The sequence below is a fragment of the Microbacterium sp. PI-SA-G genome (assembly GCF_057215335.1).
The window spans coordinates 1,855,565-1,877,207 of sequence record NZ_CM170103.1 but is presented as its reverse complement, the minus strand read 5'-3'; the positions used below and the strand labels follow the sequence as shown (position 1 = coordinate 1,877,207).

The window sequence follows — 21,643 nt, the reverse complement described above, 5'->3', positions numbered from 1 at the left end:
GGTCCGTCACGACGCGGGCGTCAGATGAGGGAGAGCTCGCGCAGCTTCGCCTCGACGTCGGAGTTCGCCGGCTCGACGTGGTGCGAGGCGTCGGGGTAGACGACCACCGGGATGTTCGTGCGACCGGAGATCTCCTTGGCGACGTCGGCTGCGTCGGGCTCGGCGACCAGGTCAATGTAGGTGTACTCGACACCCAGTTCATCGAGCTGCTTCTTGGTGCGAATGCAGTCGCGGCACCAGTCCGCGCCGAACAGGGTGATGGTGGATGCGTCGAGAGAAGTCATCTCTCCAGGGTATGCCCGTCGCGGCGGGCCGGCTCCGCCCCATGTGGCGCGCTCGGCGTCTCGAACGAGCGGACGACGCTCGGGATCAGGTCAGCGCACGCCGGCGAGCGCCGGTGCGTTCGCACCCGCGGTGATCGCTTCGAGTGCGCGTCGCAGTGACGAGCTCGACGTGTGAGCGGTGTACGGGAAGTACACGACCTCCACGCCCACGGTCGAGAAGTCGCGCTCGAGGCGCAGTCCCTTCTCGGTGCCGCGCCAGTCGTCGCCCTTGAAGAAGTGCGTGAAGCGCACGTCTTCCCAGGCGTCCATCTTCGACGGACTCGTCTCGACGTAGACGTCGTCGACGAACGAGATGTGGCTGACGATCTCCGCCCGCTCGGCTGTCGGGATGACGGGCTCGATGCCCTTCACCTGCCGCAGCATCTCGTCGCTCACGACACCGGCGACCAGAACGTCGCAGTGCTGCTTGGCATGACGGAGCAGGTTCAGATGCCCCACATGGAACAGGTCGAAAGCCCCAGCGGCATAGCCGATACGCGTAGCCATGATCTCCCCAGATCAGTGATTCCCCAGAGAGCGGATCCCCATCCGCTCAGCGACTCCCACAGCCGCATCCCGACAGCCTAGCGGATGCGTCGCCGTCCGCGCGACACGGATCCGCGGCGGAACGGCGGTCGTCACGGTTTCCGCGCGCACAGCCGGACGTGCGACGATGGACCGGATATGCCGGTGAGCGGTGGGGGAGGACGGCCCGTGGGGACAGCGGTCACGGTCATCGTGCCGACCTTCAACGAGCGCGACAACGTCGCCGAGCTCGTGGCGCGCACCGCGGCGGCGCTGCAGGGACGCGACGCCGAGATCCTCTTCGTCGACGACAGCTCCGACGACACCGCGCAGGAGATCGAGCGAGTGGCGGCCGATGCGCCGCTCCCCGTCCGCGTCATCCACCGTGCCGACAACACCGGCGGTCTGAGCGGGGCCGTCGTGGTCGGACTCGCCGCCGCCGCATCCGACCTCTGCATCGTCATGGACGGCGATCTGCAGCATCCGCCCGAGCTGCTGCCCGCACTTCTCGATCGCCATGCGGCGGGCGACGCCGACGTCGTCGCCGCCTCGCGTTATGTCGGCGGAGGAGACAACACCGGACTCGGCACGGCCATGCGCTTCGGGGTCTCCCGCGCCGCCACCTGGCTGACGCGGGCGATGTTCCCGATCCGCCTCGCCGGCAGCACTGACCCGATGACCGGGTTCTTCCTGGTCGATCGCACGCGCATCGATGTCGAGGGACTGCGTCCGCAGGGCTTCAAGATCCTTCTCGAGATCCTCGCCCGCACCGACCTGCGCATCGCCGAGATCCCGATGGAGTTCGGCGAGCGGATCCACGGCACGTCCAAGGCGAGCCTGCGCCAGGGCGGCACCTTCATCGCGCACCTGGCCCGGCTCCGGTTCGGCAAGATGTCGCTGTTCGCGATGATCGGCGTGATCGGTGCGGTCGCCAACATCGGCATCATGTGGCTGCTGACGCTGATCGGCGTCCCCTACATCTGGGCCGCGATCATCGGCGCTGAGGTCACGATCATCGGCAACTTCCTGCTGCAGGAGCGCTTCGTGTTCGCTGACATGCGCACCGACGCCCGAGCCCTCGGCATCCGCTTCGTCACGTCGTTCACGTTCAACAACGTCGAGGCGGCGATTCGCATCCCGGTGATGGCGCTCATGGTCGAGACGTGGCACATCTCGAGTGTCCTGGCGACGGGCCTCACCCTGATCGTGGCCTTCTTCGCCCGGTTCCTGTTCCACTCGCTCGTCGTCTACGCCCCGCGCCGCCGCCGTGACGCGGGAGGCGAGCCGAAGCCCGACACGGCGGCGCTGCGCGTCATGCGCGCGATCGACGCCGAGGCCATGAAGCCGGGCGAGCTCTAGCCCCGCCTGTCACCCCGGGCGTGCGCTGCGGTCAGCGGCGCGAGCGCTTCGCCATCGCCGCTGCGCGGAACGCCGCCGCGTGTGCCCGGCCAGCGTCGGCCCAGTCGCGCCGGGAGAGGTCGGGTGCTCCGGTGAGCGCCGAGGCCGCGCGCCAGCCGTCGAGCACCGACGCGGCGTCGAGGTCGTCGTCGTACATCTGCACCCACTCGGGGCCCACTTCGCGCGCCAGCGCCTCGTTCGTCTCGTTGCGCGGCACCAGCACCGGTCGGTCGAGTGACAGCGCTGCGAGCACGCTGCCGGAGTTGTGCATGAACCGGTAGGCCAGCACGATCAGATCGGACGACGTGGCCAGGTCGACCAGCGTCGCGTCGCTGATGAAGTCGAGCTCCAGATCGACGCCCGGAAGGCCGGCGGTGCGGGCGCGCAGGTCGTCGGCGAGCTCGGGAGTGGAGGGGCGGCCTCCGATGCGCAGGCTCAACGCCGGTTCGACGGCGACCGCCTCGGCGTACGCGTCGATGAACCCCTCGAGCCCCTTGTACCGACGGATGCCGCCGAACGAGCCCAGCTGTCCGTGCACGCGCTCGGCGGCCGGGTACTCGGCGTACCAGTCGCGGTAGTGGCCGTGCAGGATGACGCTGTGCGGGGCGCCGTCCGGCAGCGGTGTGGTCTCGTTGATCACGATGCGGTAGTCGGTGTGCCGGTCGATGAACCGCAGCAGCCACAGGCGCGGTCGGTTGTCGTCGGGCAGCTCGATGTTGTGCACGGTGCGGACGACGGCGATGCGGCGCGACAGCCGGTGACGGAACACCAGTGCCGCCGTGAGCAGGTACTTGCCGGTCGACTTCCACCACGTGGTGCCGTGCAGCTTCGCCTCGGGCCAGTGCCAGTGGAACGCGTCGTAGCGTCCGAACAGCGCGGTCTTCCAGTCGAAGCGCAGATGCGTCAGACCGGCCGTGGTGCCCAGTGCCTCGTCGAGCATCTTGTTGTACGGGTTGGTCGTCGGACGCGGGGCGCCCAGCGACTGCATCACGCGGACGGTCGATGCGGTGTCGGTCATGGCTGTTGCGTCCTCCGAGGGGCGTCGGTACTCGTCGTAGCGCCGGCCGAGTGCGGCGGCGATCGTGCCGCGGCCCCGGTGCACGAGGCGCGTGCCTCGGGCGTCGTGCGTGAGGTTCGATGTGAGACGACCGAACGTGTGGCGCAGCGCGCCCACCACGATCCGCGCTGCTCCGCCGACGAGTGCTCGCGCGCGCAGCACTCCGCGGCGCGCTGTTCCGTCGGTGAGCTGCAAGCTGATGCGCGTGTTCGCGTTGGCCGAGCTGAAGGCGCGCTGCGCGGCCCAGGCCCGGCTCAGGCGGGCGGTGACCACCAGGTCCTCGGTCTCGGACTCATTGCACCAGACGATGCGTCCGCCGAGGCGCGCGAGCTGTCGCGAGAACAGCGTGTCCTCGCCGCCGCCGAGTCCCAAAGACGTGTCGAAGCGCAGGTCGAGACGGCGGATCGTGCGCAGATCCACGAGCAGGTTTCCCGCCGCCGCGACCTCGAGCGCGGTGCCCGTCTGCCGCGGAAGACGCCGGAACGTGCCCGATGCGAGCAGCCACGGATCGACGTCCTCGTCGAAGACCGAGATCACGCGGCCCATGACGGCGTCGGCGTCGTACTCGCGCCAGACGGTGAGGAGGGCGGAGAGCCAGTGCGGCCGCGGCACCTCGTCGTCGTCGATGAAGGCGACCAGATCGCGCTCGGCGCACTCGTCGAGGATGCGGTTGCGAGCGGCGGCGATGCCGGGCGTCGACTCGACGGCGTACCGGACGGGGAAGTCGGCGGCTGCCACCGTCTCTCGGGCCGACCCCGCCGGGTCGTTGTCGACGACGAGCACGTCGACGTCGACGCCCTCGCACTCGGCGATGCGGTCGGGCAGCACGCGCAGCAGCGCTTCGAGGAGCTCCGGCCTCCGGTAGGTGGGGACGCCGATCGTCACCCTGATCCGTCCGTCAGATTCCGGTCCCCGTGTCATCCGCCCCATCCCCATGGCAAATCGCGGCGCCGCCACTCCGGCGCCGGCTCATCGTATCGTGGCGGTCTTCTTCCGGCATCCTGACGGGGTTCCGCGTATAGTCGGTCTCCTGAGGGAGTCGACGTCGGTCGCGACTCCGGGGATGTCGGCCGGCACACCAGGCGGCTCGCAGTGCGAGTCGGGATGGAGGAGCGCGTGGCGATCGTGCCCGGAAGCCTCGCCGTCGTGGTCGTCAACTACGCCTCCGCCGCCCTCCTCCGCCGCAACCTCGTGACCGTCGAGCGTGCCGCACGGGAGATCGACCCCGAGGCGTCGATCATCGTCGTCGACAACTGGTCCGGGGAGGACGAGCGTCAGGCAGCCCGAGACGTCGCCACCGAGCACGACTGGCTCCTGATCGAATCGGAGACGAACTCCGGATTCGGCGGGGGCGTCAACACCGGGGTGACACGCGCCCTGGCCGACGGCGCGAGCGACGTGCTCATCATCAATCCCGACGCGCACATCGACCGCCGCTCGCTCGAGAGCCTGGCGGCCGTCACGACCGCGTCGCGCACGACTCTCGCCTCGCCCGTGATCGCCGACTCCGACGGACGCACCTGGTTCGCCGGCGTCGACCTCCTCCTCGACGACGGCACCATGCGTGCGCGACGCAAGCGCCCGGCCGGAGACTCGCAGCCGTTCGAGCCCTGGCTGAGCGGTGCCTGCCTCTGGATCACCCGTGAGGTGTGGGAGCTCGCGGGCGGATTCGACCACGAGTACTTCCTCTACTGGGAAGATGTCGACTTCTCCCGCCGCGTCGTCGCAGCCGGTGGAGCGCTCGCGCTCGTCGACGACGCCCGCGCGGTGCATGACGAGGGCGGCACGCAGCGGTCCGAACCGCAGCTCTCCCGCGCCAAGTCCGAGGGCTACTACTACTACAACATCCGCAACCGGATGCTGTTCGCCGTGCGTCATCTCGACGACGCAGGCGTGCGGCGCTGGCGGCGGTCGATTCCGCGCACCGCTCGCGAGGTGATCCTGCGCGGCGGTCGCCGACAACTGCTCCAGTCGGTCGCCCCGATCCGCGCGTACCTGCGCGGTGTGCGCGACGCCCGGCGGATCTCGCGGTCGCACCGGACGGACCAGGAGGACACGAAATGGTCATAGAGGCGTATCACCGTCTTGCCCGCGCGCAGAAGGGCCATGCCCGTGGCGCCCCCGCGTACTCCGTCTACGTGAACCGCCGCATCGGGCGGGTGCTCGCGGCGGTCGCCTTCCGCATCGGGCTCACTCCGAACCAGGTGTCGATCCTCAGCGCGGTGCACTCGTTCGCCGCGATCGCACTGATCGCCTTCGCTCCGGTCACCGTTCCGATGGGAATCCTCATCGCCTTGCTGCTCGTGCTCGGCTACGCCTGGGATTCCGCCGACGGGCAGGTCGCCCGTCTGCGCGGCGGCGGCAGCCCGCAGGGGGAGTGGCTCGACCACTTCATCGACACGCTGAAGATCGCGTCGCTGCACCTGGCCGTGCTGATCGGCCTGTTCCGTGTCATCCCCGAGACGCCGGCGCTGCTGCTGATCCCGATCGTGTTCAGCATCGTCGCCTCGACGACCTTCTCGGGCATGCTCCTCAACGACCTGCTCAAGGGCAAGCACGCGGTGGCGTCGACGCACGAGCGCGGTGGCGGCACGCTCGCTCGCTCGCTCGTGCTCCTGCCGACCGACTTCGGGGTCGTCTGCCTGGTGTTCGTGCTCTGGGGCTGGACCCCCGGGTTCCTCGTCGGGTACACGCTGCTGTGCGCTGCGGCGGTGCTGTTCCTCGCGCTCGCCGCCGTGAAGTGGTTCCGCGAGATCGGCAAGCTGGGGGCGACGACATGAGCGCCGAGAGCATCCTCGTGGTCTGCGCGGCCAATGTCTGCCGGTCACCGCTGGCCGAGCTGGCGCTGCGTCGCGGCCTCGGCGCCGAATCGATCATCACCGTGAGCAGCGCCGGGGTGCGCGCGAACGTCGATGACGCGATCTGCACGCTGGCCGCCTCGCTGCACGGTGACGAGGAGTGGCGGCGCCAGGCCGATGCCCACCGGGCGCGTGCCGTCACCGCCGAGCTCATCGAGCAGTCGACCCTGGTGCTCGCGGCGTCGCGTGAGATCCGCGGCGAACTGGTGCGACTTGCGCCCCGTTCGCGCGACTGGATGTTCACGATCAAGGAAGCCGCTCATCTGGGCGTGGGCTTCTCCTCGGCAGCGGACGATCGGGTGACTGAGTACGTCGCGCACCTCGACCGCGCACGATCGCGGGCTGTGCCCCTCGCCGACTCCGGAGACATGCGAAGCCGGATGCGGAGGATGCTCGGTGCCCGGGCTTCGGGCGACCCGACGAGCATCGCCGATCGACATGGCAGCCGCGGACACCGCGACACGGTGACCGAGGTCGATGCGTCGGTCTCCACCGTCGTCGCACAGCTCACCGGACACCGCAGGCACGCATCCTGAGAGAACCCTTGTGGTTCTGCCCAACTCGCACTACCATTAGCCGACGCCGCGTTTGCGCGGTGGGGGGAACCAAGGCCGAGGGGGCTTTGGAATCTGGGGTCTTATAGCTGGGGAGCTACGGTGTTCACCGTTTCATCATGCCGTCCTGTCGACGGCGTTTCACGCATGGGGAAAGCGATGATCGTCGCGCCCCTTCTCGCGATCGTTCTTGTCGTCGCAGGTTGCACGGCCACGCCGGAGGCGTCTGAGACGCCCGATGTCGAGACCACGGTCACCACCGAGTGGACCGCGCCTGCCGATCCTGAAGCCGAAGGGCCCACCGAGGCCCCCGCGCTGCTCGAAGAGAGCGCCGCGCTCGACGCTGCGGTCACGCTCTCGACCGAGATGGTCGTCGCGATCGACAAGATCTCGACCACGACGATCACGCCCGAGACTCCTGGCGAGTTCGCCGGGACCGCGGTGGTCGTCACCGTGTCGGTGGCGAACGACTCCGCGCAGGCGCAGAGCATCGACTCCGCCGTCATCAGCCTCGTCACCGACGACGGCGATGTCGGCGTCGCGACGACGGCCGGTCCCAACTCGCCGCTGCAGGGCGAGGTCGCCGCGGGAGCAACCGCTGAGGGCACCTACGTCTTCATGCTCGACCCGGCTCAGGGTCGTGCGGTCACCATCAGCGTCAACTACGCCGCAGGAGAGCCGGTCGCGAGTTTCGCCGGCCAGATCTCCTGACGCGCCCGCCTGATCACCCGCGATCAGGCACCATCAACTTCAACATCTCACGCACCAAAACGCACTTTCATAAATGAAGAAACACCATTCTGGGGACTGGGGAGTCAACTATGGGGAACACATCCAAGGGGAAGCGCGCACGATCCGTGCTCGCTTCCGTCATCACAGTGGCGCTTCTCGCCGCCGGGATGACGCTCGGCGCACAGGCTGCCACTGCAGCAGTGCCGAACACCGTACCGCCGCTGCTGCAGCGCGATGACAACGTCGTCACGTCGGATCCGATTCCGACGGTGCAGATCGACAACGGGTATGTCTGGTCGCAGACGACCATCGGCTCGACCGTGTACGCGGTGGGCAAGTTCGACAACGCTCGCGCACCGCTGGCCGTGCCCGGCACGAGCCTGACGGCCCGGTCCAACGTGCTGGCGTATGACATCAACACCGGTTCGCTGCTGTCGTTCGCGCCGCAGGTGAACGGTGTGATCAAGGCGGTCGCGGCATCGCCCGACGGCAGCCGCATCTACATCGGCGGATCCTTCAACTCCGTCAACGGGCAGACCCGCTGGAACTTCGCCGCGCTCGACGCGGTGACCGGTCAGCTGGTGCCCGGCTTCTCGCCCTCGATCGGCGGCAGCGGCGTGTATGCCCTGTCGACGTCGGGCTCGAGCGTGTACGTCGGTGGCCTGTTCACGCAGGGCAACGGCACGGCGCGCAAGAACCTCGCCGCGTTCAACGCCGCGAACGGCGCGCTGCTCCCGTGGTCGCCGCAGACCGACCTTCAGGTCGACGCGATGGTCATGGACCCTGCCGGTCAGAACGTGATCGCAGCCGGACGCTTCTCACAGGTCAACGGCGACATCACGATGCGCGGCGCCGTGGCGCTCGACAAGTCGACCGGTGCCGTCGACACCGCCTGGGCACTGCCTCAGACGGTCAAGAACGGCTCCAGCACCGGGGGCAACTCGGGCAAGGCCGGCATCTTCGGCCTCGCCGCCGACGCCACCGCCGTCTTCGGCACCGGCTGGGTCTACGCCGATGCCGCCACAGGCAACCTGGAGGGCACGTTCGCGGCAGAGGCCGGAACCGGCGCCGTCCGCTGGATCTCCGACTGCCTGGGCGACCACTACGGCGTCTACTCGACCGGCAAGGTCGTCTACACGACGAGCCACACGCACGCCTGCGGAACGCAGAACATGCACCCCGAGCAGAACCCGCGCACGCACCGTTACTCCGAGGCATACACGGCTGACGCGCGCGGCGTGCTCGGCAACCAGCCCGCGGCCGGTGGCACTTACAAGAACTGGGCCGGAACCCCGGCTCCGTCGGCCTACAACTGGACCCCGGACTGGGCAGTCGGCGTGACCACGGGCATGGGCCAGGCAGGTCTCTCGATCACCGGTGCCGGCAACATGATCTCGATCGGCGGCGAGTTCCGCTCGGTCAACAACGGACGCTTCGAGGGTCTCGTGCGATTCTCCACGACCCCTCCGAACGGTCCGAAGGACGGCCCCCGGCTCTCCGGCGCGAACTGGACGCCGACCGCGCAGTCGTTCATCCCGGGGCGCGTGAAGGTCTCGATCCCCGCCAACTGGGACCGCGACGACCTGACGCTCACGTATGAGCTGCGTCGTGCGGGTTCGACGACTCCCGTGGCCACCAAGACGCTGGACTCCACGTGGTGGAACATGCCCTCGGTGAACCTCGAAGACAAGACGGCCCCGGCCGGTTCGCAGCAGCAGTACACCGTCGTCGCGAAGGACAGCGCCGGCAACACCGTCACCAGCCAGGCGGTCACCGCCACGGTGACCACGGGCGCCCCGTCGGCGTACGTCGACGCGGTGACCGCTGACGAGCCGCAGCTCTACTACCCGCTCGGCACCGTCACGCAGGACTGGGGCGGCGCCAACACGCCGACCTTCGGCTCGGGCGTCACGTCGTCGACGTCGGGCGTCGAGAACACCGCCTCCGGCGCGTCGAGCCTGAACGGCACGAACGACGGTCGCGTCGTGAGCGGTCGAGTGGCAGCATCCAAGACCTTCTCGACGGAGGTCTGGTTCAAGACGTCGTCGACCTCGGGTGGGAAGATCCTGGGCTACGGCAACCAGGCGACCGGTGACTCGGGCAGCTACGACCGTCACCTGTACATGGCCAACAACGGTCGTCTGATCTTCGGTGCCTACAACGGCAGCACGCAGACCGTCCAGACCCAGGCGTCGTTCAACGACGGCACCTGGCACCACGCGGTCAGCATCCAGAGCGCCGACGGCATGAAGCTGTACGTCGACGGTGAGCTCGCCGGATCCCTGGCGGGGGCGACGGATGCGGAGGCGTACAGCGGGTACTGGAAGATTGGTGGCGACAACATCGGTGGATGGCCGTCGCAGCCGACCTCCCGGAACTTCGAGGGCTCGGTCGACGAGGTCGCCGTGTACACCTACGCCCTGAGCGCCACTCAGGTCTCGACGCACTACGGCGTCGGCAAGGGGTTCAAGGCTCCGACCGCGGACTTCACGTCTGTCGCGACCGACCTGGACGTCGCGTTCGACGCGAGCGCGTCGGCGCCCGCCGGTTCTGCCACCATCGCCTCGTACCGCTGGGACTTCGGTGACGGCTCCGAGACGGGGACCGGCCAGACGACCACGCACACCTACACGGCCGCCGGCACCTACACGGCGACGCTGACCGTGAAGGACAACAACGGACTCGCGGCGACCGTCGAGAAGCCGATCGTCGTGCTGGCGGCCAACGTGCTGCCGACCGCCTCGTTCGAGCTCTCGGGCACCGGCATCGCGATCTCGGCCGACGCGTCGGGTTCCACCGACTCCGACGGTTCGATCGCCTCGTACTCCTGGAACTGGGGTGACGGCACGACGAGTGAAGGTGCGGTCTCGAACCACACCTACGCCACGGCGGGCACCCGCACCGTGACGCTCACTGTGACCGACAACCGTGGCGGCGTCGCGACGACGACGCGCGAGTCGGTCACGACCCACGCCAACCCGGTCGCGGCCTTCACCTCGACCGCGTCGGCTCTCAAGGTCGACGTGTCGGGAGCCACCTCCAGTGCGTCCGACGGCGCCACGCTCAGCTACGCCTGGAACTGGGGCGACGGCACGCCGGCAGGGAACGGTGTCAAGGCATCGCACACCTACACGCAGGCCGGGTCGTACGACATCACCCTCACGGTGACCGACAGCCTGGGCGGCACCGCCACGGTGACGCGCGCCGTCGCAGTGGTATCTGATGTCTTCGCGGCCTCCGATTCCTTCGGACGCGCGGTGTCGAGCGGATGGGGTGCGGCCGAGAAGGGCGGCACCTGGACGCCGATGAGCGGTTCGGCCGCGGCCGCATCGGTCGTCGACGGCGTCGGTCGGATCAACCTGACCGCCGGTGAGACGCGTGAGATGCTCCTGACCGGGACGTCGCTGCGCGACACCACCGGGCGAATCACCTACACGCTGACCAACGGTCCCTCAACCGGTGTTGCCTACGAAGGACTCGGCTCGCGTCGATCCGGCACCAACGGCTACCGGGCGCTCGCCTGGCACAAGGCCGACGGCACCACCTGGCTGATCATCCACCGCAACGGCACGGCGATCGCCAGCACGGCGGTCGCGGGTCTCACCTGGAAGGCGGGCAGCTCGTTCAACCTCCTGATGGAGACGAGCGGTTCGTCGACCACGACGATCCGAGCGAAGCTGTGGGCTGCCGACGCGACGGAGCCCGCCGCATGGCAGCTCTCGACCACCGACTCGACACCGGCCCTTCAGGTCGCCGGAGCATCCACCGTTTTCTCCTACCGCGCCGGAAGCGCGACGGGCACGAACCCGGTGACCTTCGACAACTACACGCTGAAGGATCTCGTGCCGCCCGCACCGCAGCCCGAGCCCGAGCCGGAGCCCCCGGTGAACGTCGCTCCGACCGCCGCGTTCACGGCCACGACATCCGCCCTCACGGTGAATGTCGACGGCGCGACCTCGACCGATTCCGACGGCACCATCGCGTCGTACGCCTGGAACTTCGGAGACGGATCCAACGGAACCGGTGCGACCAGCACCCGCACGTATGCGGCCGCAGGCACGTACACGGTCACGCTGACGGTCACCGACAACAAGGGCGCGACGAACGTCACCACCAAGCAGGTCACGGTGGCGGCCGCTCCCGTCGACCCGAACCCGAACCCCAACCCGAACCCCGCCACTCCGCTGGCGAGTGACGAGTTCGAGCGCACGTCCGCCTCCGGGTGGGGGAACGCGCTCGTGGGCGGGGCCTGGACCATCACCGGTGGATCACAGGGCGCGGCGACGGTCGCCGACGGCGTCGGCAAGATGAACCTCATCGCGGGAGACACCCGGCACGCGACGTTGAACACGACGTCGATCCCGAGCCCGGCGCTGGAGACCACCTTCCGCGTCGACCAGGCCCCCGCGGCCGGAGGTGCCTACATCGGCGTCATCGCCCGCGACTCGGCCGCCGGTCGGTACCTGGTGCGTGCCTGGCTGCGACCCGACGGAACCATCTGGCTCGTCGCACACCGCGGCGGTACCGTGCTGCTGACGCAGGCGGTGTCGGGTCTCGCCTTCACGCCGAACACCTCGTACTCGCTCAAGGTCACGGTCACCGGCACCGCTCAGGCGTCGATCAAGGCCAAGATCTGGGCGACCGGGGCGACCGAGCCGGCGAACTGGCAGCTCAACGCGACCGACGCGGCGCCGCTGGCGCCGGGCGCGGTGGGCCTGAGCGGCAACCGATCCGGCAGCGCCACTGCCCCGGTCGGCGTGACGTTCGACACCTTCCGCGTCACCGCCGCGGAGTAACAGCACAGCGCCAGGCCGCTGCTTCCTCGATCTCCACACACGGAGCGAGGAGGCAGCGGCCTTCGTGCGTTCGACAGCCCGCGCGCGTAGGCGGGACAGGGGCACGGGACGGTCTCGTTCGATTCGTTCCGCGTCTCGGCACCGGAGTAACATCAGGTCGCATGGGGACAGTGCCGATCGCGTTACTCGCCATCGGAGGGATCGCGGCTGCGGCCATCGCCGTCTTCTTGTTACGGATCCGCCCGCGCGCCGCCTTCGTCGTGTGGGCCGCTGTCCTGTTCTTCGTTCCGATCTGGGTCGGAGCGAACATCAGCTTCTACTGGGCCGCCATCACGCTGCTCACCGCACTGCTCATCATCGTCAACTGGTCCGTCGTTCCTCTGCGGGCTGCGGACGCGTGGGTGGCCGCGTTCGTCGTCGTGATCATCGGCCTCTACGGCTTCGGCTCCGTCGATCTCGCCTCCCTCGTCGCCGCCCTGCTCGAGTGGATCATTCCCTACGTCTGGGGGCGCGTGGTGATCGCCCGCGTCGACGTCCGCTGGGTCACGAGCACCATCTCGATCGTGGCAATCATCGCCGCGACTCTGGCGGTGATCGAATTCGTCACCGGTCTCAATCCGTTCGTGCTGATCCCGGGGTCCGGAATCGTGCACGAGACGTGGAGTCCGCTCCAGGAGCGCGGCGGCGTCCTGCGGGTGGAGGGCGCGTTCGGGCATTCGATCGCTCTCGGGGCGGCACTCGCGATGTCATCCGCCTTCGTGGTCGCGACGCGCTGGCGCCTGCTGCCCAAGATCGGCGGAGTGCTCATCGTCGCGGTGGCGACGGTCCTCACCTTCAGCAGGGCCGGGCTCATCACGCTCGCCCTGACCCTGGTGCTGTCGACCTTCCTGCTGGTCGGCGTCTCGACCCGATTCCGCGTGTCGGTCGCGGCCGCCGGCGTCATCGGCACGGCGGTCGTGCTTCCGATCATCGACACCGTGTTCGGGGCGGCGGGCGACGAGGCGGGCGGCAGTGCGGACTACCGCACCGATCTGCTCGTGCTCATGGAGCAGGTTCAGCTCTTCGGCAACCCGGGCGATTGGCAGTCGCTGGTCTCGGGCGACTACTACCTCGGCTACTTCGCGCGGTCGATCGACAACGCCCTCGTCCTCACTCTGCTGCGGTACGGGTACGTGCCGACGCTCCTGATCATGGCGGCGATCGTGTGCGCCGCCGTGCTGACCGTGCGGCGGTCGACGCGAAGCCCGGCGGCCATCGCGGTCGTGGGGCAGCTGCCGAGTCTGGTCGTCGTGGCGCTGATCACGCAGTACAGCATGTTCCTCTGGTTCTGCGCCGGTCTGGCGATCACCTGGGCTCGGGATTCCGACGTCTTCGTCAGCCACCGAGGTGATCCGTCGCAGGAGACGCTCCTCGCACCGGATGCTCTCGCACTCCCGGCGGCGCCGCCGTCCGCGCCTGAGCGCGCGTGAGGGTGGGGCCGGCATGACTCCTCTAGAATCGGAGTTTCAGGGGGAACGGGGAGTCATGGGCGAGAGCCGGGTCAGTCTGCGCGTCATCGTCAGCTCATTGCGGAAGTTCTGGTGGATGGTCGTGCTGTTCGCCGTCGCCGGAGCGGCAGGCTCGTTCGGGTACGCATCGCTGCAGACGCCTCTGTACCAGGCGACGACGTCGCTCTACTTCGCCCTCAACCAGGGAACCAGCGCGTCCGACCTGAATCAGGGGTCCGCCTACACCCAGAGCCAGATGCTGTCGTTCGCTCAGCTGGTGACCAGTTCGCGTGTGCTGGATGCCGTGATCGAGGATCTCGACCTCGACACCACCCCGCGTGAGCTCACGCGGTCGATCGAGGTCTCGATCCCGCAGGACACCGTGACGCTACGCGTCACCGGCATCGCCGATGACGCGGAGGCGTCAGCCGAGCTCGCCGACTCCGTCGCCGAGCAGTTGATGCTCGTGGTCAAGGACGTGGCGCCGAAGGATCCGGCCGGCGAGTCGACCATCACAGCGCAGATCATCGACGACGCCGTGGCGCCCGAGTTCCAGTTCACGCCCAGCAAGCCCCGCGACGCGCTCCTGGGAGGCTTCCTCGGCGGAGTCCTCGGAATCGCCGTCGCGCTGTTGATCGGCGTGCTCGACACCCGCGTCCGCAACGAGGAGACGCTCGCCCAGTCCGGTGGGGATCCGGTTCTCGGCGTTGTCTCGAAGTCGCCGCTGCTGGCGACACGCGGCATCGCCGTGTCGCAGGAGCCGCTCGGGCACACCTCCGAGGAATTCCGACGCATCCGATCGGCCCTCGCCTACGCGAACGTGAGCTCGCGGGTGAAGGTGCTGCTGGTGACCTCCGGATCGCCGTCCGAGGGCAAATCGACGGTCTCGGTGAACCTGGCCATGACTCTGGCCGGCCTGCGCAACTCCGTGCTGCTCATCGACGCCGACATGCGTCGTCCCCGCGCACACGAGCACGCCGGCATCGACGGCTCGATCGGCCTCACGAGCGTGCTGCTCGGCGAGGTCGAGTTCGACGTCGCCAAGCACAGTGTGGCCGACAGCACACTCGACATCCTCCCGGCCGGCACCGTCCCGCCGAATCCGGCCGAACTCCTGACGTCGTCTCGCATGGCTGAGCTGCTGGACTTCGCGGCGGCGGAGTACGACTACGTCGTGATCGATTCGCCGCCCACGCTCAGCGTCGCCGACGCGAACCTGTTCGCCACGCAGACCGACGGTGTGATCCTGGTGGTGGATGCCACGAAGACGCGCCGTGCGGCGCTCACGAAGAGCATCAAGTCGCTCGAATCGGGTGGTGCGCGCATCCTCGGGACCGTGCTCAACCGCGCCCGCCCCGACCGGCATCGCAGCGAGTACTACAGCGAGTGATGATCCGCGCGTCGAGAGGGCGTGCTCGACCGCGACACCCACTGCGATATTCAGGAGAGTTGTCATTCGCCGAGGGGCCGGTTATTCTTCAGGAGTTGCGAGGGGGGCTCGCTCTTCACCGCCGGGGCAGAAAATGCGGTGAAGGTGCTGGTTGTTCGTACGTTCTCCCCAGAAGACGGTGACTTCATGTCCTTCCCGCTCCGCCCGCTCGCGCACACCGTGAGCTCCCGCTCGTCCCGACGCTCCCGCCAGAGAATCGTCGCCGGTGTGCTCGGTGCCGTGCTCGCCACGTCCGCCTTCCTGGCCGTGGCGCCGCCCGCGCTGGCCGATGCGCCACGACCTGCGGAGCAGGCCGCGACCGCCGTGACGCAGGTTCCGGTCTTCGACGACGCGATGAACCGCACCGTGGGCTCCGGTTGGGGTTCGTCGTCGGCGGGAGCCTGGCGCATCGTCGAAGGCACCGCCAGCGTCACCGGCGGCAAGGCTCTGCTCGCCAGCCGCAAGCCGGGCATCACCGCTCGAGCCACCGCATCGGGCGTCTCGGCGACCGACGTGAACAGCACGTTCTCGCTGACCGTGCCGGCGCTGCCCCAGGGCGGGCCGCTGTATCTGGCGCAGGCCGTGCGCGTCTCCGGCAAGGACTCCTACGGTGTCCGCGTACGCGTGCACCCTGACGGGTCCTCGTACATCTCGCTGGTCCGGCTGACTGATCTCACCAGCGTGCAGAGCCTCGCCGAGCAGCGGCTTCCTCTGACGGTGAAGAGCGGAACCCGGCTGAACGTCTCGCTCAGCGTGACCGGAAAGACGCCCGTGGTCCTCGGTGCGAAGGCGTGGGCCGTCGGTGCCAAGGAGCCCGCCGGCTGGCAGGTCTCGCACAAGGACTCCTCGGCGACGCGCATCCAGAAGGCGGGCGGCTACGCGTTCGCGCTGTACACGTCCGGCGGTGCGAAGGCCGCGGTACCGGTCGCCATCGACGACATCCGGCTCACGACGCCGAAGGTCGTACCGCCGGTGAAGCCGACGCCGAAGCCCACCGCGCCCGTCACGACGAAGCCGACCCCCAAGCCCACGACTCCCGTGACTCCCACGCCGCCCCCGACCGTGACGACCCCTCCCGTGTCGACCCCGACCTCTCCCGACCCCGTGGACGGCGTCCGCGGCGACCCGGGCGCGAAGGAGCCGGGAACGCTGGCGTACGACGCACCGGCGAACGCGATCTACGCCGCGCCGAACGGCAAGGACACCGCAGCCGGCACCAAGGCTGCGCCCGTGCGCACGATCGCGGCGGCGCTGCGATTGGTCCCGAACGGCGGCACTGTCGTGCTGCGCGGCGGCACCTATCACGAAGAGGTCGTGATCCCGGCGCAGAAGCGGGTCACCGTTCAGCCGGCACCGAACGAGGCTGTCTGGCTCGACGGCGCGAAGCCCGTCGCCGGGTGGAAGGCGTCCGGCACGACGTGGGTTGTCGACGGATGGACGACGAAGCTCGACTCGAGCCCCACGTACACCAAGGGAGCCCCCGACAACACGCAGCCCGAGTGGCGCTTCGTCGATCCGGCCCACCCAATGGCCGCGCACCCCGACCAGGTGTGGGTCGCCGGTGCCCCGCTGCGCGAGGTCTCCTCGGCGGCTGAGGTCACCACGGGCACCTTCTTCGTCGACGACGCGGCCAAGCGCCTGGTCATCGGCACCGACCCGACCGGGAAGCCGGTCGAGGCGAGCGTGCTGACCCAGGCGCTGTCGATCCAGTCCGCCAAGAGTGTCATCAAGGGCATCGGTGTGCGCCGCTACGCGACGAGCGTTCCGCAGATGGGAACCGTCGTCGCCGCAGCGAACGACGTGACTCTCTCCGACGTCACGATCCGCGACAACTCCACCACCGGCTTCTATTCGTGGTCGCCGCGCACGACGCTCACCCGGGTGTCGCTGATCGGCAACGGCCTGCTGGGCGGGGGCGCGTCGCAGGCCGACGGGCTCGTGGTCGATCAGATGCTGTCTGTCGGCAACAACTCCGAGAACTTCAACCATTCGCCGGTCTCCGGCGCCTTCAAGGTGACCAGGACGCAGGGGGTGACGGTGACGGACAGCGCGTTCACCGGCAACTTCGGCCGGGGCCCCTGGTTCGACGAGTCCGTCGTCGACATCCGCTTCACCGGGAACGACGTGATCGGCAATACCGGCCACGGCGTCTTCGTGGAGCTCTCGGAGCGGGCGGTGGTCGCCGACAACATCATCGCTGACAACGGCCAGTTCGGGCTCTACGTGGTCAACTCCGGCTCGGTGAAGATCTGGAACAACACGGTCGTCGACAACCTCGAGCGAAACGTGAACATCGCGCAGGACTCGCGCCGTGCGTCCGATCCGAACGCAGCCGGGCACGACCCGCGCACGCGTTACGCGCCGCTCGCGCCGTGGATCGTGAGCAACGTGGTGATGTCGAACAACGTGGTCGCCGAAAGCGATGGAAACTGCCTCGTCTGCGTGCAGGACTTCTCGATGCAGTTCACCGGGTCGCAGATGGTGTCCAGCGTCAACGGCAACCTGTACCACCGCGATGACCCCAGTGCGGTGCGATGGTTCTCCGCCTGGTCCGTCGGCCCGGTGTCGAAGGATCCGAGCGTGACCGACACCCTGGCCGCCTACACGGCGGCCACCGGCCAGGACGGCCGCTCGCGCCTGGTCGACGGTGCCACCGTGGTGACCGACGAGTTCGCTCTGCAGCCGAGCTATGCGAACACGCAGTCGTCCATCGCCGTCCCGGTGCCGTCCGATGTTGCCGCCGGCACCCGCCTGCCCGCCAACAGCACCACGTTGGGAGCGCTTCAGCGCTGACCGTATGAGCTCTCTCCTGGCAGTCGGCGCCCGCGCGCTGACGATGATCATCGCGCTGGTCTGTGGCGTTCTCACGACCCGCATGATCATCGGCGACGCGGGCGTCGACAGCTTGGCTCTCTACACGCTGCTGATCACCATCCCCTCGCTGCTGACGTTCACGGACCTCGGCAGCGGGGCGGTGCTGGTCAACGCGGTGGCGACGAGTGATGATGTGCGCACGGATGAGAAGCTGCGCTACCAGCTCACCTCTGTCGGGCGGGTCCTGCTCATCTTCGCCGGCTCGGCGATGGCTCTCAACACGGTGCTCGTCGCGACCGGAGCGTGGGAGATGGTCTTCGGCGACGCGGGGGGACGACCCGGAGCATCGCTGGCGGCGTTCTTCTGCGTCACGATCTTCTGCCTCGGAATTCCGCTCGGCATCTGGGCGCGGATCATGCTCGGGCAGCGCCGCAATCACGTCGTCATCCTGCTGCAGGGGCTGATCTCGCCGCTGACGCTCCTCGGCGTGTGGCTCATCCTCACCTTCGGGGGTGAGAACCTGCACTCCTTCGTCGCGATCGCGTCGTTCGCAGCATCATTCCTCGTGGCGCTGCTGGGCGTCCTCATCACGGCACGCACCACCTCGCCGCTGATCCCCTCCGCCGCGCGAATGGTCCTGCGGCCTCGGCGGTATCCCGGCGTCCGTGTCATGGACGTAGGCTGGCCGATGCTGGCGCAGATGGTGACCTACCCGATCGCGGTCGGATCGCAGCGCTACGTGATCGCGCAGCTCGACGGCCCGGCCGGAGTGGCCGAATACGGGGTGGCCGGGCAGGTCTTCTTCGCGCTGAACGGACTGGTGATGGCGGGTGGACTCGCCCTCTGGCCGCTGTTCGCCCGTGCCCGCCATCAGGGGGCGAAGCAGCGGGGTCCGTTCCTGCTCTCGGCCCTGTTCGCGGTGGCGGTCGCCGCTGCGACGGTCATGGTCTGGTGGGTCTCGCCGTGGCTCTTCGGGTTCATCACGCAGGGCGAGCTGACCGTGCAGACGAGCACGATCTTCGCCTTCGGGCTGATGATCATGATGACGGCCGCGGTCTATCCGCTCGGGATGTACATCATGGACAAGCCGGGCATCCGCTTCCAGGTCATCCCGACGCTCAGCATGGCCGCTGTGGGAATCACCCTCGCGTTCGTGCTGACGCCGCTGCTCGGGATCGCCGGTCCGCTGATCGGCGTCGCCTTCGCGTTGCTGGTCTGCCAGCTGATCCCGTTCTCGATCTACATCGTCCGCAACCGCGCGCGACTCGGCGGGGGCACTCCCGACGCGACGCCCGGCCAGGGCTCGCCGGAGTAGACCGCGGCGACGAGTCGCCCGGGCGGTCTCAGCCGATGACGTGCTCGCGCACGCTCGCGCGGTACACCTCGGGCGCGTGTCGACGCAGCGCTTCGGCACGGCTCTCGGCGACCGTGGACACCATCTCGTCCCAGCGCGTGTCGACGTCGTTCAGAGCATCGGCGATCGACTCCGCGTCCCCGGGGGTGATCAGCAGCGCGGTGCCGTAGCCGCCCGCCGCCTCGCGGAGACCGCTGCTGTCGCTGGCGATGACCGGTCGCAGCGCGAGGATGCCCTCGACCGCGGTGTTGCCGAACGGCTCGTCGACTCGCGACGGCACGATCAGCACGTCGGACGACGCCAGGAACGGCCAGATCTCGGTGTGGAATCCGGCGAAGTCCACCGCGACGCCGGCCGCGGCGGCCTGGGCGCGCAGATCGCGTTCGAACCACTCGTAGCCTTCGAACACGGCGCCCAGCAGCGTCACCTGCACCGGGCGGCCGGCGGCGTGGAGCCGGGCCGCCGCCTCGATGACGAGATCGGGGCCCTTCCGCGGCGACAGGCGCCCGATGTAGAGAATGCGCAGTGCGTCAGAGGTCCTCGCGCGCGGTGAGGACGGATGCGGGGGAGAAGCGACTCCGTTGTAGACCACGTGCGAGCGGCGGGCGAGACTCGGAAGCGCCGCCGCCAGTGTCTCGAGGCTGAAGCGGCTGTTCACCAGCGTGCGCTCCGAGGCGAGGTGCGGCGAGTACAGGATGCGGTTCACCAGACGGCTGCCCGACGCCTCGGCCTCGTGCACATGGCTCACGGAACGGACGCCCCTCAGCCGTGCGATGAGCGGCCACTGGGGGATGATGATCGTCGACACGTAGACGACGTCGGGCCGCACACGGCCGATCAGCCGCCATGCGGCTCCCAGGCCGCGGAACATGTCGCGGAAGAGCGTCGGCAGTCCCTTGCGGGTCAGCAGCACCTTGCGCAGGACCAGCATCGGGATGATCACGACCTCGGCCCCGGCGGCGCGGAGTTCACCGTCGAGCAGCCCGCGGGCGGGCAGTGCGACGACCACGCGGGCACCGGACTCGACCAGACCGATCGCGCTCTCGAGCAGCATGCGGTCGGAGCCGAACATCTCGGCACCGGGGTGCACGAGCAGGGCGGTGGGTCGGGCGTCGCCGGTCACGGAGCGGCGGTCTCTGCGGGCGCGGGCGTCCAGTCGTCCGACCGTCGCCGAGCGCGTTTGGCGGAGCGGTGGATGCTCGCACCGTCGGCCAGGCGTCGGGCGAGCGCTTCGTACTCGTCGGTGACGTCGTCCCATCGGAAGCGGGTGCGGGCGTTCTCGCGTGCAGTGTCGCCCCGCGCAGCGGTGAGCCCGGAGTCCGCCTCAGCAGAGACCACGTGTGCGGCGACATCGGCGGCGTCGGAGAAGAACCAGCCGTCGCCGTTGAGCACCTCGCGGTTGAAGGGCACGTCGAATCCGATGACCGCAGTGCCGGCACCCATGGCGCGCAGCAGCGAGGGGTTGGTGCCGCCGACGGAGTGGCCGTGCAGGTAGGTCAGCGCGTTCGCGTACAGGGCGTCGAGCAGCTCCTGGTCGTAGACGCCGCCCACGAGGCGGATCCGCCCGTCGCTGTCGGCGATGCGCTGGATCTCCTGCGTGTAACCGGCGCTGTAGGGCGCCGACCCGACGACGACGAGAGGCAGCTTCGCGTCGCTGCGGCGGTAGCCCTCGACGATCTCCAGCACGTGGTTCTCCGGTTCGAACCGGGCCACAACCAGGTGATAGCCCTTCGGCGTCAGGTCCATCTCGGCCACTCCGCGCTCGGGCAGCTCGTCGAGGATCGGCGCGCCGTAGCGGATCATCTCGGTCGGCACGTCGAACTGGTGGCGGTAGTAGTCGGCGATGCCGGGGGCGTCGGAGATCAGTGCGTCGGCGGTGCGGACGCCGAACTGCTCGGCCCAGCGGTAGTACGCCTTGCCGCGGGGCCCCCACTTGGAGCGCCGCCACTCGAGTCCGTCCATGTGCAGCGCCACGCGGGCGCGTCGCAGGCGGAGCAGGGGCAGGAAGGGGGAGTTGGCCGCGTTGAAGACGAACGTGGCATGCGGGCGTCGACGGAACATGAGGTGCAGCGTCGAGAGCCCCGTATGGCTGAGGGTCTCGATCTGCTTCACCGGAACCGCGGGCAGATGCACGACCCGCATCCCGAGGTACTCCTTCTCGCGGCGCTCGGAGCCGCGGGTGTACACGACCACGTCGTGACCCCGCTCGGCGAGACGGCGACCGACTTCCTCGATCGCCGTCTCGAATCCGCCGTATGCGGCGGGCACTCCTCGGGTCCCTACCATTGCGATGGTGAGGGGCTGCGAATTACTCAT

At 68.9% G+C, this 21,643-nt stretch carries 15 protein-coding genes; 10 read left to right on the top strand and 5 right to left on the bottom strand.

Annotated features, from left to right (window positions below):
• Positions 1-20: 20 nt before the first annotated feature.
• On the bottom strand, positions 21-284 hold the full coding sequence (locus AC2D10_RS09205; protein WP_484707275.1) for a glutaredoxin family protein: 264 nt from the start codon (positions 282-284) through the stop codon (positions 21-23).
• Between the two features lie 90 nt (positions 285-374).
• Positions 375-830, bottom strand: coding sequence for an FAD synthase family protein (locus AC2D10_RS09200; protein WP_484707274.1), 456 nt, complete (start codon positions 828-830; stop codon positions 375-377).
• A 177-nt stretch (positions 831-1,007) separates the two neighbouring features.
• Here AC2D10_RS09200 and AC2D10_RS09195 point away from each other — a divergent pair, with 177 nt between their 5' ends.
• Entirely contained in the window at positions 1,008-2,207 is a 1,200-nt protein-coding gene (locus AC2D10_RS09195) for a glycosyltransferase (protein ID WP_484707273.1), read from the top strand.
• Between the two features lie 31 nt (positions 2,208-2,238).
• Here the strand turns inward: AC2D10_RS09195 and AC2D10_RS09190 are convergent, their stop codons facing one another.
• The gene (locus AC2D10_RS09190; RefSeq protein ID WP_484707272.1) at positions 2,239-4,188 is read right to left on the bottom strand and encodes a glycosyltransferase; all 1,950 of its coding nucleotides are present in this window, start codon (positions 4,186-4,188) and stop codon (positions 2,239-2,241) included.
• A 231-nt stretch (positions 4,189-4,419) separates the two neighbouring features.
• On the opposite strand from AC2D10_RS09190, the gene AC2D10_RS09185 reads away from it, so the two are divergent.
• From AC2D10_RS09185 to AC2D10_RS09145, 9 genes are all read left to right on the top strand, one after another.
• Positions 4,420-5,373, top strand: a complete 954-nt coding sequence (locus AC2D10_RS09185; protein ID WP_484707270.1) for a glycosyltransferase family 2 protein — start codon at positions 4,420-4,422, stop codon at positions 5,371-5,373.
• Complete coding sequence (locus AC2D10_RS09180) at positions 5,364-6,083, top strand: CDP-alcohol phosphatidyltransferase family protein (protein ID WP_484707269.1); 720 nt, start codon at positions 5,364-5,366, stop codon at positions 6,081-6,083. Before AC2D10_RS09185 ends, AC2D10_RS09180 begins: the two co-directional genes overlap by 10 nt.
• The gene (locus tag AC2D10_RS09175; protein WP_484707268.1) at positions 6,080-6,697 is read left to right on the top strand and encodes an arsenate reductase/protein-tyrosine-phosphatase family protein; all 618 of its coding nucleotides are present in this window, start codon (positions 6,080-6,082) and stop codon (positions 6,695-6,697) included. Before AC2D10_RS09180 ends, AC2D10_RS09175 begins: the two co-directional genes overlap by 4 nt.
• 177 nt (positions 6,698-6,874) lie before the next feature.
• Positions 6,875-7,426: a hypothetical protein gene (locus tag AC2D10_RS09170; RefSeq protein ID WP_484707267.1), complete on the top strand. Its 552-nt coding sequence runs from the start codon at positions 6,875-6,877 to the stop codon at positions 7,424-7,426.
• Between the two features lie 110 nt (positions 7,427-7,536).
• A complete protein-coding gene (locus AC2D10_RS09165) occupies positions 7,537-12,243 on the top strand; it encodes a PKD domain-containing protein (protein ID WP_484707266.1) in 4,707 nt (1,568 codons plus the stop codon).
• Positions 12,244-12,404: 161 nt separating this feature from the next.
• On the top strand, positions 12,405-13,712 hold the full coding sequence (locus tag AC2D10_RS09160) for a hypothetical protein (protein ID WP_484711775.1): 1,308 nt from the start codon (positions 12,405-12,407) through the stop codon (positions 13,710-13,712).
• 55 nt (positions 13,713-13,767) lie between these two features.
• A complete protein-coding gene (locus tag AC2D10_RS09155) occupies positions 13,768-15,120 on the top strand; it encodes a tyrosine-protein kinase domain-containing protein (protein ID WP_484711774.1) in 1,353 nt (450 codons plus the stop codon).
• A 186-nt stretch (positions 15,121-15,306) separates the two neighbouring features.
• On the top strand, positions 15,307-17,952 hold the full coding sequence (locus AC2D10_RS09150) for a right-handed parallel beta-helix repeat-containing protein (protein WP_484711773.1): 2,646 nt from the start codon (positions 15,307-15,309) through the stop codon (positions 17,950-17,952).
• Between the two features lie 4 nt (positions 17,953-17,956).
• Positions 17,957-19,288: an MATE family efflux transporter gene (locus AC2D10_RS09145; RefSeq protein WP_484711772.1), complete on the top strand. Its 1,332-nt coding sequence runs from the start codon at positions 17,957-17,959 to the stop codon at positions 19,286-19,288.
• Between the two features lie 28 nt (positions 19,289-19,316).
• Here AC2D10_RS09145 and AC2D10_RS09140 read toward each other — a convergent pair whose 3' ends face one another.
• Together AC2D10_RS09140 and AC2D10_RS09135 are read right to left on the bottom strand one after the other, a co-directional pair.
• Positions 19,317-20,450, bottom strand: a complete 1,134-nt coding sequence (locus tag AC2D10_RS09140; protein WP_484711771.1) for a glycosyltransferase family 4 protein — start codon at positions 20,448-20,450, stop codon at positions 19,317-19,319.
• On the bottom strand, positions 20,447-21,643 hold the full coding sequence (locus AC2D10_RS09135) for a DUF1972 domain-containing protein (protein WP_484711770.1): 1,197 nt from the start codon (positions 21,641-21,643) through the stop codon (positions 20,447-20,449). Before AC2D10_RS09135 ends, AC2D10_RS09140 begins: the two co-directional genes overlap by 4 nt.